Origin of the sequence: Methylovulum miyakonense HT12, from assembly GCF_000384075.1 — a bacterium.
Taxonomy (GTDB): domain Bacteria; phylum Pseudomonadota; class Gammaproteobacteria; order Methylococcales; family Methylomonadaceae; genus Methylovulum; species Methylovulum miyakonense.
This window is the reverse complement of sequence record NZ_KB913025.1, coordinates 2,938,241-2,952,940: the sequence shown is the minus strand read 5'-3', so window position 1 is coordinate 2,952,940 and position 14,700 is coordinate 2,938,241. Positions and strand designations below refer to the sequence as shown.

Genomic DNA, 14,700 nt, shown 5'->3' with positions numbered 1-14,700 from the left:
ATCGCCAACCCAACCTACATAATTTTAATATCATGATTGAACGCTGGTTCCCAAGCTCTGGCTTGGGAACCCAAGTCCCAGAAGCTCCAGCTTCGAGACAGATTAAGCGCGGTTTTTAAGGGTGTGGTTTTGGTATCCTTTGATTTATCGGCGGCAGCCCTGCATCTGGAAGTTTGCCGGGTCAATTCGCCAATGATAAAACCGATGCCGCCTGCCAATAACAAGCTTGCCGGGGCGGTCATTTGTTGCAGTATTGTTTGGGAGAGCCTATTGGCGCGGAGCCCAACCTGGCCTTGCCGGACTGAAACCTGCCGCTCGGCATCCTTGATTTGCGCAGGGAGTGACCTGGATTTGTTCCGGCTGGTAAGATGATGGCTTCTCATGAGAGATCCTTACGGGATTTTGCGGGCTTGGGCTCAAGGCTGCGGAGAAACGCGGGCAGTTGCAGATAATGGCTTTTATGACGGATCAGGGCGTAAAGCATTAGCGCGGCCAGTAAATTGACAGCGACGGCGAACAATATGGCGCCACTTGTGACCCAACCTTGCCCGATTAAAAATAGCACGGCAGCGGCCAGCAGCCCCAACCATGCGCCGACCAACAAGACCGCAAGCATGATCCCGGCGACAATCATCGCCACCAAGCTTTCGCCCGCCCGCCGTGTTTCCAGGCCGGCAAGCCGGAAATGCTCATAGCTTAATCCCAGCAGCTCACGCCATAAGGAGCGGATATCTTCTGATACGCTGGAATCAGCCGCCGGATCGCTACGGATTGCCGTCTGTCCAGTTTCGGTTGTTTCCGGGTGCATGAGAATGCCTGGCCTAACGCCTATTCAACAAACTGCGTCTACGCAGAAAGTCAGCCGCCCCAATAACGATCAGCATGACGGGGGCGGGTTCGGGAATATTTTGGCTGCCGCTAAAGCCCGTACTACCATAGTCGGTGCGTCCGCTAGCGATATCCCCACCCCCTAAGCAATCATTAGAAATGGTGTTGGTGTCCATAGTCACCGCCGCATTAAGCGCAATGGCACGGCCACACAGAATTTTTGCGGTGGTATTCAGGGTGATGCTCTGGTCAGCAAGTATATTACCTGCGAACAAGGTGCTAGCCCCTAAGGTTGCAGAACTGCCGACTTGCCAAAACACGCCGTTGTTAGCACCGCCATTCAGCACGTTGACAATCGAACTGCTGGCGGTGGTCAGGGTACTGCCTATCTGGAAAATAAAGAGGGCGTTGGGGTCGTGTAACGCATCGAGGGTCAGCGTTCCGGTCAATTGGGCTGAGGACGAAAAAAAATAAACGCCGGGCGTGAGCGTCAATCCGCCCAAATCCTGGCCTGTCATATCACTGGTGAAGGACTTGGCGGCAAGGATATTGTAAGCATTGGTGGCGTCAGCCTGAGCCTGTTGCGCGACGGCATCGGCCTGGTGGACCGCCCCGGTCTGGGTGATGCTACCTGCACCCGTGATTGACGTGCCGGGATCAAGGCCTAAATCCCCCCAAAGTGTGGTCAAACCGGTGTTAGTCACCGTTGAATCACCCAGGACTGCGAAATTTTGCGCCGAACCTAAAATGGGTGACGCCGATGCCAAGGAGGTCCCGTAAAGCGTTCCAATAACTGCCAATGACAGTATCGGCAAGTAATTTGCTGTTTTCATGACCACCTTCCCAATTTTTAGACATCATTAAAGTGTTGGCCGGCTGGCGGAAGACATAGCTTTCCGTAGCCATCCGGATACAGGGTGCATGCCTAATTTAACGGCCACTCACTAAGCGGCTTAGCAAAAACCCGGCCGCCACCGCGATACCCAATGATGTTATGGGGTTATCCTGGATATAACCCCGGCAGTTGTCCACCAAATGCTGTTCGGCATTTTTTAATTGCTCACTTTTCTCGCCCAGTGCATCCGCCGCCTGGTTACCCGCGCTAGCGATTTTATCGACCACCTCATGCGCGGTATGGGAGGCTTTGTCTATTGTTTCCATAAGGGTTCCTTAATTTTAAACTGGATATTGTTCCGGCCTGTTGATAAGGGCTACGGCAAACGCGTTGCTTTTACCGTCACTGCTTTCACTAAGCCATTTAATTCATTTAACAAGTGTTCCTTTGACCCTAACCGGAAAGGCCGGGCGTTTCCGGTAAACATCCGTTCCGAACTCCGGGAACACCGCCCTGCGCAATACTTCAGGTAAAGCAATAACCTATTGTTCAGAAATGTTTATTTAGCCCTGTAGATATTCCATCCTACCTTGGCCCGACGTTTCAAATCGGCTTAATACCTAGCGCCTGACTTGGGTTATTGCTAAGCCAAGGCCGAGATGAATCGTGTTAAGGCCTGACAAGTACCATAACTGCAAAGCCAAACACACTCCGTACGTTAGCGCACATAAAGGATAAAAAGGCACTGGCTAAGGTTTTTCGCGTTGAGTTTGGCAACTTATGTGCGCTAACGCACTGACGGCCACTTGATGTTGCGATTAAGCTACGTCTGAGATTTTTTAACAACACCCGTTACGTTCACAGGTGTTTTGGATAGGGATGAATTTTGAAATCGCTATCAGATTTACCGGCACTTTCCTGTTCCGGCGTGTGCGTTTATCGGACGGACATTGGCTAGTAAGGCCGCAAAATTTTGCCTGTCAAGTGCATCCTGATGCGGTGACACCATAAGGGCTTTATGGGTTTCCATTTTTTTATTTCACCGAGGAAAAATATCATGTTAAAAAATAACTTACTGACTATTGCCACATTAACTGGCATAAGCTTCCTGCCATTGGCCCAAGCTGCCGACCAACTTGTGGATAAACGCTGGTACATTGCGCCTTTCGGCACCTTGATTGTGACTGATGATGACCGTCATGCCGACAATGGCTGGGGCGGCGGCATGGGTTTCGGCAAAATGCTCAATGAGCATTTTAATGTTGAATTAAAAGGTTTTTATGAAGGGTTTGGTGCTTTTAGCCCCGTTGACAGCAGCTATATTGGAACGTGGCAATTGGCGGGCGGTACGGCGGACGTGCAATATTTCTTCAACCGCAACAAATTTGCCCCCTACACCGTTATTGGTTTGGGCGGGATGAACACCCATTTTCGAGGCAATGACACAACTGGCTTTATCGGTGAAGCGGGCCTCGGTTTTACCTATGAGGTTAGCGACAACTTCTTGCTCCGCAGTGATGTGCGTTACCGTTACAACAACAACCAAGACCGTTTTCAGGGTATAGACCAATTTAATGATATGACGGTGAATGTCGGCTTCGTGATCCCGTTCGGTGCCAAACCAACGTACTTGGCACAAGCGGAAGCCCCTATCGTTGATGCCCCTGTTGCCGTGGCCCCTGATTGCAGCACGCTTGACGCTGATGCTGACGGTGTCAACGACTGCGTGGACCGCTGCCCCGGAACCCCCGAAGGCAGCAAAGTTGACAATTCGGGATGTCCGGTCAGGCTTATCCTTAAAGGCGAACACTTTAATTATGATTCTGCCGAGTTGACGGTGAAAGCCAAGGAAATTCTGGATAGTCTAGCAAATAGCCTGATTGCTTATCCGCAGAAAAATGACATCGAAGTCCAAGGACACGCCAGCAGCGAAGGCTCCAATGAGTACAACATGAGATTGTCAGAACGTCGTGCGGCGTCAGTGGTTGATTATCTTCGGGCCAAAGGCATCGCCAACAAGCTGACGGCAACCGCTTTCGGCGAAACCCGGCCTGTTGCCGACAACAGCACAGAAGCCGGAAGGGCTGAAAACCGTCGTGTCGAATTGATCTGGATTGAAAATTAATTTTTTAAACCCTGTCTGTCCAACAATCAGCATTGCAACGCTCAAACCCGCTTCTAAAGCGGGTTTTTTTGTTGGCCCATCATCATAAAAGGCTGCAACCAAAAGCCACTTCTTGGTAATGCCTCAAATACCCGATACATAATCGGCAGCCAACGCCGTATGTTCGATAACGTACAGACTATGCCCGCCCATCCCGGCTACAGTTGGGCCGTGTTTTCAGCCCGTTACGCTTTATCCAAGCAAAGAAACCGCCTTCCCCTGATGTTTTTTCTAACGGGATTACCACCATGTCGCCGGGCATACTTTTTAAAACATAATTTTAAGGAATTACCCATGCAAACAATAAACAAATTTCAGCCAAAGACAATGGCAGATAATTTTCTGGCCATGGCCAGCCTATCCGCTGTCTTTGGTCTGGCAGCTTGCCAACAAGAAGGGCCTGCTGAAAAAGCAGGACAAAAAATAGATAAGGCAGTCACGCATGCAGAGCAAAAAATCGACCGTGCAAGCCAAAAAGCGGGCGATAAAATGGACGACGCCAAACAGTCGGTTAAGGATAAGGCCGAGATAGCCGAAGAGTATATTGATGACGCGATGATCACCCTCAAAGTCAAGGCCGCACTTAGCAATGACACCATACTCAAGGCTTCGCACATTGACGTGACCACGGCCAACGGTGTCGTGACCTTGAGCGGCACAGTCGATTCCGAGCAAAGCTTGGGCAGGGCAATGGAAGACGCGGATAGCCAAGAGCATGTTAAATCCGTGCAATCCAAGCTGACCGTCAATGCCATCCCTAGGAGCAATTGATCATGATTAAATTACGATTGTTTGGGATCATGGGCGTCATGCTATTGCCCGCCGCGTTTGCCCAGGCCGACGATTCGGCAAACCTCTACCAAAAACCCGTTGTTGAATTGGCCCCAAAAACTGAACCGGTTGTATTGTCCACAGGCTTGCTGCCTACCGGGCATTTGTTCAAACCCTTATTGGCTGACCCCCGCTGGGCGCATTTCTCGGCGTCTTACCGTAATTACCAAAACAACAGCTTTGATGGTGAAAACATTGCCGCCGTCAGCTTCGGGGAAACAATACCGATTTACCGCAGCAATTTCGGGCAATCCAATGTGCAATGGGAAACCGGCCTGCAAGCCGGGGTCTTTAGTGACTTCAATCTGGGCACAAAATCAAAAGACCTGGTCAATACGGATTTTATCGCCTCCTTATATGCCAGTATGCGGGCCGGTCAATTTTCAGCCTTTGCCCGCCTGTACCATCAAAGTTCACATTTGGGCGACGAATTTTTGCTCCGTAAAACTAACGACAAATTCCACCGCGTCAACCTCAGTTACGAAGGCTTGGACTTGAAATTGTCTTATGAGCTGCCGTTTGGCGTGCGTTTCTATGGCGGGGGTGGCGGGATGTTTGATCGGGAGCCATCAACACTGAAACCGTGGTTGACACAATACGGGCTAGAATTCCGTAGTCCGTGGCGTTTAGATTTTGCCGCATTACGCCCGGTGGTTGCCGCTGACTTTAAGAATTTCGAAGAAAATAATTGGCATACAGACATTTCCGCCAGAGCCGGTTTTGAATTTGAAAATTTACAGGTGTTAGGCAGGAAACTGCAAATTCTTGGCGAATACTTTAATGGCTACTCGCCCAGCGGGCAGTTTTATAAAGAAAAAGTGGAGTATTTTGGTGTAGGGGCGCATTATCACTTCTAAGCACCGACGCTAAAGTTTTCAGGCATTTCTTAAAATCAAACTGGAGTGCCGTAGGCTGGGATGAAGCGATAGCGCAATCCCAGCACCACCAGCCACTCTGCTGGGGTTCCTTGCGTTTTATGCCCTGCGGGGTACACCCCAGCCTTTACTGAGTGTCATAATGAGAATTGCTGACCAACCTAGGTTTGCACTCCTCAATGCCCACTGAAAACGGATGTTTAAAAGCCCGCCCAAAGGCGGGCAATTCTCCTTAGGTGCGATTGAAAGTATCAGCCATCAATCAAAAACATTTTAATGCGATTTAATAGGCTTTTGATTGATTGCTTACAGGATTAACACCATGCACCGCCTGCAAATAAACCATTTGACCGTTTATCAATATTCTGACACCGTAACCCTGCTCCCGCACAAGCTGCTCTTACGCCCGCGCGAAGGCCACGATATCCGTATTGAATCGGCTGAATTAAGCATTTCCCCGGCCTACCAACTGCATTGGCAACGTGACGTTTACGACAATGCCGTGGCGCTCGCGACATTTACCGGGCAAGGCAACCGGCTCTCGATAGCAAGCCGGATGTTGCTTCAGCGTTTTGACAACCAGCCTCTGGATTTTCTAGTGGAGGATTATGCCGTGTACTACCCTTTTCAGTACGATGCCGCCGAACGCATTGATTTGACGCCTTATCTGTCGGCGCTGTTTGAGGAAGACCTCGGCGTCTTGGGTGGTTGGATGCGGCAATTCTGGTATGCAGGCCAAGTCGTGGAGACTTATCTCTTATTGGACTGGATCAATAAGGCCATTGCCACCGGATTCACTTACCAACAGCGCGAAGAGCCGGGCGTGCAAACACCAGCGGTGACACTCAACAAACGTTCCGGCTCTTGCCGTGATTTTGCCACGTTGTTCATCGAAGCCTGCCACAGCCTGGGGCTAGCGGCACGCTTCGTGAGCGGTTACTTGTTTTCGTCCACCCTGCCGCTAGGCCAAGGTTCCACCCACGCATGGGCTGAGGTTTATTTACCGGGTGTCGGCTGGAAAGGTTTCGACCCTACGTCCGGGCAATTGGTCGGTAACGACCACATTGCCGTTGCCGTCAGCCGCCATCCCGAATCGGTGCCCCCCATATCCGGCTCGTTTGTGGCCGACAGCCCGCAATCCCCCATCATGAGTGTCGTGGTGGAGGTCAGCCCCGTCCTCGGCGTTGCCATGGATTAGCTATACTTCAAACGGTCACATTTTCGGTTTTTGTATGGGCACTATTGTTGATTTAAAAAATATCAGTTGCTAGCCCCTCTTTGAAAAAGAGGGGCTAGTTAACCTAAAGGTCATAAAGGGAGATTTTTTAAATAAATCCCCCTCAATCCCCTTTATGCCCTCCGGGTGCTTTTTCAAAGGGGGGGGGGGATGAATCATAAAAAAACCGAAAACCTGCCCGTTCAGAGTATCTACGTTGGGCGGCCATGTTTTTAGTTTTTACGACGGGCCCGGCTCCGCCCTCTTTACGATGGCATATCCGGGGATAAATGCTTCACCTTACACATTAACTTGAGGTAATTGTTATGAATGATTTAGGCACTAAAGAACAAAACACCGGCAATTTGGAGAAACTAAAAAACCTGACCGTGACCGTTTATATCTGCCAGATTTTGGCTTTTGCCCTGGTGGGATTCCCGTTGCTGGTCGGTGTCGCCATTAATTTTATCAACCGCAATGAAGTCCAAGGGACCTGGCTTCAATCCCATTTTGACTGGCAAATTAAAACCGTTTGGATGACTTTGGCAGGCTTTGCCCTATCCGGTTTGGCTTTTAGCCTAGGTTTGGAAATCGGTTTGTTTATTTTGATCCCGACGCTTATCCTGCTGGTCTATAGGATCGTCATAGGTTGGACGACATTGGCGGCTAACCAACCGATCAAAAATATCAATGCGTAAAAAAGGCCTGCAACTGTGACAATCCCATTCAACACCGTCAGCTAAGTGTTCGGGCCGGAGGTTGACGTAGCGTTAGATTGCCGGAACGGGTTCATACCCGTTCCTTAACATTTGTCCTAAATTGAAACATCTTGCTAAGATTTTTCTAAGATTTTTCTAAACGTTTTTAAGAGGGGCCCGGTTATGAAAGCAATTCCCTTAGCCATTTTTTTAACGCTCTGCTTATCCGGATGCGCGTTACAGCCTGTCGCCAGACACCCTGTAACACCAGGCATCTCCTATAAACAACCGACCTATAGACAACCCGGCCCAGGGTACTCTTGGCAGTATCATCCCCGCCAAGGATGGGGCTGGCGGCATCCAACCCGTGGCTGGGATAAAGGTTGGAAATAAACTGCCCCGCCGTTTTAGTTTTAGCCTAGGGACCAGCCAATGATTTTTTATCAGGTCAATCTAAAGCCGTAGATACAAAGGGCGGACGGTTGTCCGCCTTTTTTATGGCCTGTGCCAACATCCGCAGCGATCAGGCGGGCAACCGCCCGCCCCTACGGAAATAAGACTGACACTTCAACATTGACTGGGCACTAGCGGTGCAAAGACCAGCAATAGGCCATTCTCACTTGCTTGGCCTTAATGGCCCCCGCTAAATTCTAAAGGCAACAAACGGTCAAATTCGGTTTTGACGACTTGGTAGCATTCACAAACCCGCATTTCCAAGCCTGGCCTATCCAATACGGTAATGCGCCCACGGCTGTAATCAATCAACTTTGCCCGCTGTAATTTTCCGGCCGCCTCGGTTACCCCTTCACGCCGTACGCCAAGCATATTGGCGATCAATTCCTGGGTCATAGTCAACTCGTTCGAGTCAAGCCGGTCAAGGCTTAGCAACAGCCAGCGGCAAAGTTGTTGGTCCACCGAATGATGGCGATTGCACACCGCCGTCTGCGCCATTTGGGTAATCAGCGCTTGGGTATAACGTAGCAGCAGGTGCATGAACACACCATAGCGGTTAAATTCCTTTAGCATTAATTGTCCGCGCAACCGGTAGGCATAACCCTCACTTTGCACGACAGCGCGGTTTGGCATGGAACTGCCCCCCATGAACAGGGCGACGCCAACCATGCCTTCCTTACCAACCACGGCAATTTCAGCGGACGCACCATTCTCCATGACATACAGCAGCGACACGATGCAATTGGCGGGGAAATAAGCATGGCGCAATTCGTCACCAGACTCATAAATGACATGGCCTAGCGGCATCTGCACCCGTTCCAGTTGGGGCAAAAGGCGTTGGTATGTTTCTTCAGGCAGGCTATTAATAAGATGGTTTTGCCGGGGGCAACTCGGGTCAGCCATAAACTACCTTTAAAATTGTTGGGCATTTGTATAGATGCATCAATAAGACCTAATCATTATATGGATCACTAGGTTATTGGATTATAGGTTATTTATACGTTCTATAACGCACATAAGGCACTAGTTTTTAGCTGTACGTGAAATCCGGACGGATAACAAAAGTCCGGAGGGCTTTAAATACGGGCCGTTTTATGTTCGATACCGTACAGACCGCAATTGGGCGCCGCCGTTATGCTACTTTTTTAGCGACCTTAACGACGAGGCGGAGCCTCGCTCTAAAACCGGCACTTTGTAGGACGGATCAAGATGTTAACGTCAAAGTGCACCCAGAGAAAACCACGATATGTTTAGAGAAACCACCTCACTTTCCGATCCGGATACTGCCCATACCAGCTCAAATTATGTGCCATCAAGGCTTGAAAGGGCAATTTACCGTGCCAAAGAGAAATTGCTCAGCCTGCAAAACGAACAAGGTTATTGGGTATTTGAACTGGAAGCGGATTGCACCATCCCCGCCGAATACATCCTGATGATGCACTTCATGGACGAAATCGACCTCAGCCTCCAAACCAAAATCGCTAATTTTTTGCGCTCGCAACAAGGCGCTGATGGCAGTTATGCCCTTTATAAAGGTGGTGCGGGCGACATCAGTTGCACCATCAAAGCCTATTACGCCATGAAGCTCGCTGGCGACCCGCTCCAGGCAACACATCTCGCCAAAGCCCGCGCTTGGATACTGGGCCAAGGCGGGGCCGTAAAAGCCAATGTCTTCACCCGTATCACGCTGGTGATGTTCGGGCAAATCCCGTGGCGGGCAGTCCCCTTCATGCCAGTGGAAATCATGCTGCTGCCTAAGTGGTTCCCGTTCCACTTGGATAAGGTCTCCTACTGGTCGCGTACCGTCATGGTGCCGTTGTTTATCCTGTGCACTTACAAAGTCAAAGCCCGCAATCCCCATCAAATAGGTATCGCCGAACTGTTCGTCACGCCGCCCGGGCGTGAAAAAAATTATTTTTCCCATGTCAAGACACCGCTAGGCAAGTCCATACTAGTTCTCGACCAAGCCGGCCGGTTCATGGAACCCTTGGTCCCTGGCTTCGTCCGGCGCAAAGCCACCGCTAAGGCACGCGACTGGTTTATGGCACGGCTTAATGGTTACGACGGTTTGGGCGGGATTTTCACCGCCATGGTCAACGCTTATGAAGCGATGGATTGCTTAGGGATACCGGCAGACAATGAACAGCGGATTATCGCCAGGGCGGCGATTGACCGGTTGTTGGTGGTCAATGACGGGATGGCTTACTGCCAGCCCTGCGTGTCGCCCATCTGGGACACTGGCCTAACCGCTTTGGTGTTACAAGAAATAGAACGCCTAGACCCTGACCCATACACCCAAAACGCCATTCATTCAGCGTTGCGCTGGTTGGCAGGCAAACAGTTACAAGACGAACCCGGTGACTGGCGGATCCGGCGCCCCCATTTGCCGGGCGGTGGTTGGGCGTTCCAGTTCGGCAACAGTTATTACCCTGATGTCGATGATACGGCGGTGGTGGCCTTGGCGTTAATCCAAGCGCAAGACCCCGCGTTTGCCGGGCCTATCGAACGGGCGGGGGTTTGGATCGCTGGCATGCAATCCCGCAATAGCGGCTATGGTGCATTTGACGCGGACAACACCCATGCTTACCTTAACTACATCCCGTTTGCCGATCACGGCGCATTGACTGACCCGCCCACCGCCGATGTCAGCGCCCGCTGTATTATGTTCCTCAGTAAATTGCTTAAGCAACACCCGGAATACCGGACAGTCATAGCCGATTGCATCACTTTCTTGCGCAAGGAACAGGAACCCGATGGTTCATGGTTCGGACGTTGGGGAACCAATTACATTTATGGCACCTGGTCTGTACTGGCCGGTTTTGAAAGCGCCGGTGTGCCCCTTGATGACCCCAGCATCGGTAGGGCTGTTGTGTGGTTAAAATCAAAACAACACCCTGACGGCAGTTGGGGTGAGGACAACGATAGCTATCACGCCCCCCAAACTTGTAATAACAGCGCTAAAGGCACGGCCTTCCACACCGCCCTGGCTTTACTGGCGTTGCTGTCGGCAGGTGAAATTAGCAGTGCGGAGGTTGAGGCCGGGGTGCAATATCTGCTAAAAAAACAACAGGGCAATGGCTTTTGGGATGACGGCATTTTTAACGCCCCCGGTTTCCCTAAAGTTTTCTATCTGAAATATCACGGATATGATAAATTTTTCCCGCTTTGGGCCTTAGGACGCTACCGTAACGAATCCTTCCGTGACGTGTGAATAAGCCAGCATGTTTGTGTCCTGGCTTGCCTTGGCGCCACACAAACCATAGCCGCACGGCTGCTTCACAGCCCATTGCCTCACCTACCACCTAAAACTTTAAAGAGAGATGAAATGCCCCATATCCAAATATATGACCCCGCCCTATGTTGCAGCACTGGCGTTTGCGGCGTAGAAGTTGACCAGGAATTGGTCGGTTTTTCCGCTGACGCCGACTGGGCCAAACAAAACGGCGCATACCTCGAACGTTTCAATTTAGCCCAGCAACCGATGGCTTTTGCCGAAAATCCAGTCGTAAAAGCATTTTTGGAACGCTCTGGCGCGGAAGCGTTGCCGTTAGTCCTGGTTGACGGTGAAGTGGCGTTGGCCGGACGTTATCCAAGCCGTACTGAACTGACACGTTGGAGCGGCATAGCCTCAGCCGAAGAAAAACCACAGTCCGGCTGTTGCGGAGGCAATAACAGTTGCCGTTAAGGGGCGGCCTATCTAAGGAACCGCTGTTTTAATGTTCCGTTCGTGCTGGGCTTGCCAAAGCATCAATGGGAAATTCATAAAATCCCTTTAAAATCATCCTCATGACCCAACTGAAATTTCTCAGCCAAGCACCGCGTTTTCTGTTTTTTACCGGCAAAGGCGGCGTAGGCAAAACCTCGATTGCCTGTGCCACGGCGGTACATTTGGCGGAAGCCGGACAACAGGTGCTGCTGGTCAGCACTGATCCGGCTTCCAATGTCGGCCAAGTGTTTGGCATCAGTATTGGCAACCAAATCACCGCCATTCCACGCATAGCAGGCCTCGCCGCATTGGAGATTGACCCCCAAGCGGCGGCCCAAGCCTATCGCGACCGTATCGTCGGCCCGGTGCGCGGCGTATTGCCTGACGCTGTGGTGAAAGGCATAGAAGAACAACTGTCGGGGGCTTGCACCACCGAAATAGCCGCATTTGACGAGTTCACCGCGCTGCTCATAGACTCGGCAATGACTGCCGGCTACGGCCATATCGTTTTCGATACGGCACCAACCGGCCACACCATCCGCTTATTGCAATTGCCCGGTGCTTGGAGCGGATTTTTAGAAGAAGGCAAAGGCGATGCCTCCTGTCTTGGCCCGCTTGCCGGACTGGAAAAGCAGCGCGGCCAATATAAAGCGGCGGTGGCTGCCCTGGCGGATCCTAAGCGCAGCCGTTTAATTTTAGTCGCCCGTGCCCAGCTATCGACATTACGCGAAGTGGCCCGTACGCATGAAGAATTGGACGCGATTGGCTTGTCCCGGCAATATCTTGTAATCAATGGCATTTTGCCGCAAGCCGAAGCCGCACAAGATCCACTGGCCACGGCTATTTGCCAACGCGAACAACTGGCACTGGCGACTATGCCGGCCGTGCTCGAAGCACTGCCATGCGATCTCATTGAGCTTAAGCCATTTAATGTGCTTGGTTTGGAAGCCTTGCGGCAATTGCTGACGACAACAACAGCCACCCCCCACACTGAGGCCATCACGCCCGCCATCCAAACACCTAACCTATCAACATTGGTCGATGACATTGCCATAAACGGCCATGGCTTGGTGATGCTGATGGGCAAAGGCGGTGTCGGCAAAACTACCCTTGCAGCCGCCGTGGCGGTTGATTTGGCACAACGCGGCCTTCCGGTGCTGCTCACCACTTCCGATCCGGCCGCGCATTTGGGCGAAACACTGGTCGGCGTACTGGATAATCTAACGGTTAGCCGGATTGACCCGCACACCGAAACCGAGCGTTACCGGCAGCATGTGCTAGAAACCAAAGGCGCGAAATTGGATACCCAAGGCCGTGCGCTATTGGAAGAAGACCTGCGCTCACCCTGCACCGAAGAAATCGCCGTGTTTCAGGCTTTCTCTCGAATTATCCGTGAAGCGGGTAAGAAATTTGTGGTCATGGACACCGCGCCAACGGGGCACACCCTGCTACTGCTGGATGCCACGGGGGCTTATCACCGCGAAGTGGCCCGGCAGATGGCTAGCGGAATCCATTACTTGACACCCATGATGCAATTGCAAGATTCCAAACAAACGAAAGTGTTGCTGGTGACTTTGGCGGAAACCACGCCAGTGCTGGAAGCGGCAAACCTGCAAGCGGATTTGCGCCGTGCGGGGATTGAACCGTGGGCTTGGGTGATCAATAACAGCGTCGCTGCAGCAACCGTACATTCCCCTCTGTTGCGCCAACGTGCCGCAAATGAATTACGCGAGATTAATGCCGTTGCGCACCAACATGCCAAACGTTATGCGGTTGTGCCGTTGTTGCAGGATGAACCCGTGGGTGTCGGCAAACTGTTGGAAATGACGCGTCCACCGTTAAGAAAACCCTGAACAAGCACGATAGTTTTAACCGGCTTGGCTGCCCCACCCCATACAATGTGCTGCGTTTTGAACTTAACAACCACCTTCTAAAATAGGCGGGTTAGCGCGGGACACAGGGGACTAAAGCCCACCCGATTTGTGGCCCGCGCAGTCGAATTATTGCATTAAGCCTTTGATACTAAAGTTAACCGGCTAAAAAGCCGGTTTAAATATGGAAATAAATTTATTTCGCTGGTTCTGCGGGTGGGGTGACGATCACCGTGGTGCTGTCACCAGACTTTCCTGTATTACCCGTATTGCCTTGGCTACCAGTATCGCCCTGAGCGCCTTGGGCACCGTCGTTGCCGGTTGCGCCCTTTGCCCCGGCAGGGCCTGCGGGGCCGGCAGGGGCATTGACTACGGTGGGTTGGTCACAAGCGGCAAGGCCTAATGCTGCAAGCAGCGTTGTTATCATTATCAATCGGTTCATGGGAAATCCTATGGAAGTGGAAGGAGCGGTTTAGCAAACAAACCGGATCGGCTAGCAATCCCGTTTGAGCCTAGCCAGCTTAAACCTCCGCCACACTAACTTCAGTTCGTTAGCGTACTTAGAAGAAATTTTTCCCACATCAATATCACTCCAACCCACTATCCATCAATATCCCCCTGTGCAGCGCACTTATGTTCGCAAACGCACCGTCTAATCCCAAATAAAAGCGTTTAATAGCCACCAATGGTCCCCAAACCAATTCTTTTCTAACAAACCCTTATGGATTTCGATTTAGGAAGTGGTAAGCACTGCAATCGTGGACATCTCATTGCAACGCTCATATTCAACGTTCAACTCAATGGATAAAAAGTCATGAAAAAATTTAACTACCTTAGGACAAACCCAATGCTGCGTGGCATCGGCATTAGCGCAATGGCCGCCTTGTTTATCGCCGCTTGCGCAAGCGTCCCGCCGCCCGTAGAACAAATGGCCGTTTCCAAAGCCGCGGTCGGCAGCGCCACTAGCGCGGGCAGCAACGAATTTGCGCCGTTACCGCTTAAGTCGGCGATGGACAAAATGGATGCCGCCGAGCGGGCGATGTCCGAAAAAGAATATGTACTGGCCCGGCAACTGGCGGAACAAGCCCAGGTTGACGCCCAGCTCGCCGCCGCAACGTCGAGGTCCGCCAAGGCACAAAAGGCCGCCAGCGCGTTACAGGAAGACAATGTCATACTTCGTCAAGAAATTGACCGTAGCACCAAATAATATTAATTGGAGTTTA

At 51.4% G+C, this 14,700-nt stretch carries 15 protein-coding genes; 9 read left to right on the top strand and 6 right to left on the bottom strand.

Annotated elements, in window-relative coordinates:
- Positions 1 to 14: 14 nt before the first annotated feature.
- From METMI_RS24215 to METMI_RS0114700, 4 genes are all read right to left on the bottom strand, one after another.
- Complete coding sequence (locus METMI_RS24215; RefSeq protein ID WP_019867060.1) at positions 15 to 383, bottom strand: hypothetical protein; 369 nt, start codon at positions 381 to 383, stop codon at positions 15 to 17.
- Complete coding sequence (locus METMI_RS0114710) at positions 380 to 808, bottom strand: phage holin family protein (RefSeq protein ID WP_019867059.1); 429 nt, start codon at positions 806 to 808, stop codon at positions 380 to 382. The genes METMI_RS24215 and METMI_RS0114710 overlap by 4 nt, the downstream gene beginning before the upstream one ends.
- A 13-nt stretch (positions 809 to 821) precedes the next feature.
- Positions 822 to 1,661 carry an ice-binding family protein gene (locus METMI_RS24210; protein WP_019867058.1) on the bottom strand — a complete coding sequence of 280 codons (840 nt, stop codon included), beginning with the start codon at positions 1,659 to 1,661 and terminating at the stop codon, positions 822 to 824.
- 97 nt (positions 1,662 to 1,758) lie between these two features.
- Positions 1,759 to 1,989 (bottom strand): DUF883 family protein, encoded by a 231-nt coding sequence (locus METMI_RS0114700; protein ID WP_019867057.1) that lies wholly within the window; start codon positions 1,987 to 1,989, stop codon positions 1,759 to 1,761.
- Between the two features lie 731 nt (positions 1,990 to 2,720).
- Here METMI_RS0114700 and METMI_RS0114695 point away from each other — a divergent pair.
- From METMI_RS0114695 to METMI_RS0114675, 5 genes are all read left to right on the top strand, one after another.
- Positions 2,721 to 3,788, top strand: coding sequence for an OmpA family protein (locus tag METMI_RS0114695; RefSeq protein ID WP_019867056.1), 1,068 nt, complete (start codon positions 2,721 to 2,723; stop codon positions 3,786 to 3,788).
- Between the two features lie 333 nt (positions 3,789 to 4,121).
- A complete protein-coding gene (locus tag METMI_RS0114690) occupies positions 4,122 to 4,598 on the top strand; it encodes a BON domain-containing protein (protein ID WP_051102350.1) in 477 nt (158 codons plus the stop codon).
- Between the two features lie 2 nt (positions 4,599 to 4,600).
- Complete coding sequence (locus METMI_RS24205) at positions 4,601 to 5,515, top strand: DUF1207 domain-containing protein (protein ID WP_019867054.1); 915 nt, start codon at positions 4,601 to 4,603, stop codon at positions 5,513 to 5,515.
- Positions 5,516 to 5,855: 340 nt separating this feature from the next.
- Positions 5,856 to 6,731: a transglutaminase family protein gene (locus tag METMI_RS0114680; protein ID WP_019867053.1), complete on the top strand. Its 876-nt coding sequence runs from the start codon at positions 5,856 to 5,858 to the stop codon at positions 6,729 to 6,731.
- A gap of 344 nt (positions 6,732 to 7,075) precedes the next feature.
- Positions 7,076 to 7,447, top strand: a complete 372-nt coding sequence (locus METMI_RS0114675; protein WP_019867052.1) for a DUF4870 family protein — start codon at positions 7,076 to 7,078, stop codon at positions 7,445 to 7,447.
- 630 nt (positions 7,448 to 8,077) lie between these two features.
- On the opposite strand, the gene METMI_RS0114670 is transcribed toward METMI_RS0114675, so the two are convergent.
- On the bottom strand, positions 8,078 to 8,803 hold the full coding sequence (locus METMI_RS0114670; RefSeq protein WP_019867051.1) for a Crp/Fnr family transcriptional regulator: 726 nt from the start codon (positions 8,801 to 8,803) through the stop codon (positions 8,078 to 8,080).
- Between the two features lie 343 nt (positions 8,804 to 9,146).
- Between METMI_RS0114670 and shc the strand changes: the two genes are divergently transcribed.
- From shc to arsA, 3 genes are all read left to right on the top strand, one after another.
- Positions 9,147 to 11,111 carry a squalene--hopene cyclase gene (gene shc / locus METMI_RS0114665; protein WP_019867050.1) on the top strand — a complete coding sequence of 655 codons (1,965 nt, stop codon included), beginning with the start codon at positions 9,147 to 9,149 and terminating at the stop codon, positions 11,109 to 11,111.
- 114 nt (positions 11,112 to 11,225) lie between these two features.
- Positions 11,226 to 11,585 (top strand): arsenite efflux transporter metallochaperone ArsD, encoded by a 360-nt coding sequence (arsD, locus tag METMI_RS0114660; RefSeq protein ID WP_019867049.1) that lies wholly within the window; start codon positions 11,226 to 11,228, stop codon positions 11,583 to 11,585.
- A gap of 101 nt (positions 11,586 to 11,686) precedes the next feature.
- Positions 11,687 to 13,459 carry an arsenical pump-driving ATPase gene (gene arsA, locus METMI_RS0114655; protein ID WP_019867048.1) on the top strand — a complete coding sequence of 591 codons (1,773 nt, stop codon included), beginning with the start codon at positions 11,687 to 11,689 and terminating at the stop codon, positions 13,457 to 13,459.
- Between the two features lie 214 nt (positions 13,460 to 13,673).
- Here arsA and METMI_RS0114650 read toward each other — a convergent pair whose 3' ends face one another.
- Positions 13,674 to 13,919 carry a hypothetical protein gene (locus METMI_RS0114650; protein ID WP_019867047.1) on the bottom strand — a complete coding sequence of 82 codons (246 nt, stop codon included), beginning with the start codon at positions 13,917 to 13,919 and terminating at the stop codon, positions 13,674 to 13,676.
- A 372-nt stretch (positions 13,920 to 14,291) separates the two neighbouring features.
- Between METMI_RS0114650 and METMI_RS0114645 the strand changes: the two genes are divergently transcribed.
- The gene (locus tag METMI_RS0114645) at positions 14,292 to 14,684 is read left to right on the top strand and encodes a DUF4398 domain-containing protein (RefSeq protein WP_029151722.1); all 393 of its coding nucleotides are present in this window, start codon (positions 14,292 to 14,294) and stop codon (positions 14,682 to 14,684) included.
- Positions 14,685 to 14,700: the final 16 nt, after the last annotated feature.

Coding starts and splice junctions, on each gene's coding strand:
- METMI_RS0114695 (WP_019867056.1), top strand. CDS start 2,721: ATGTTAAAAAATAACTTACTGACTATTGCCACATTAACTGGCATAAGC.
- METMI_RS24215 (WP_019867060.1), bottom strand. CDS start 383: ATGAGAAGCCATCATCTTACCAGCCGGAACAAATCCAGGTCACTCCCT.
- shc (WP_019867050.1), top strand. CDS start 9,147: ATGTTTAGAGAAACCACCTCACTTTCCGATCCGGATACTGCCCATACC.
- arsD (WP_019867049.1), top strand. CDS start 11,226: ATGCCCCATATCCAAATATATGACCCCGCCCTATGTTGCAGCACTGGC.
- METMI_RS24205 (WP_019867054.1), top strand. CDS start 4,601: ATGATTAAATTACGATTGTTTGGGATCATGGGCGTCATGCTATTGCCC.
- METMI_RS0114690 (WP_051102350.1), top strand. CDS start 4,122: ATGCAAACAATAAACAAATTTCAGCCAAAGACAATGGCAGATAATTTT.
- METMI_RS0114710 (WP_019867059.1), bottom strand. CDS start 808: ATGCACCCGGAAACAACCGAAACTGGACAGACGGCAATCCGTAGCGAT.
- METMI_RS0114670 (WP_019867051.1), bottom strand. CDS start 8,803: ATGGCTGACCCGAGTTGCCCCCGGCAAAACCATCTTATTAATAGCCTG.
- arsA (WP_019867048.1), top strand. CDS start 11,687: ATGACCCAACTGAAATTTCTCAGCCAAGCACCGCGTTTTCTGTTTTTT.
- METMI_RS0114680 (WP_019867053.1), top strand. CDS start 5,856: ATGCACCGCCTGCAAATAAACCATTTGACCGTTTATCAATATTCTGAC.
- METMI_RS0114700 (WP_019867057.1), bottom strand. CDS start 1,989: ATGGAAACAATAGACAAAGCCTCCCATACCGCGCATGAGGTGGTCGAT.
- METMI_RS0114645 (WP_029151722.1), top strand. CDS start 14,292: ATGAAAAAATTTAACTACCTTAGGACAAACCCAATGCTGCGTGGCATC.
- METMI_RS24210 (WP_019867058.1), bottom strand. CDS start 1,661: ATGAAAACAGCAAATTACTTGCCGATACTGTCATTGGCAGTTATTGGA.
- METMI_RS0114650 (WP_019867047.1), bottom strand. CDS start 13,919: ATGAACCGATTGATAATGATAACAACGCTGCTTGCAGCATTAGGCCTT.
- METMI_RS0114675 (WP_019867052.1), top strand. CDS start 7,076: ATGAATGATTTAGGCACTAAAGAACAAAACACCGGCAATTTGGAGAAA.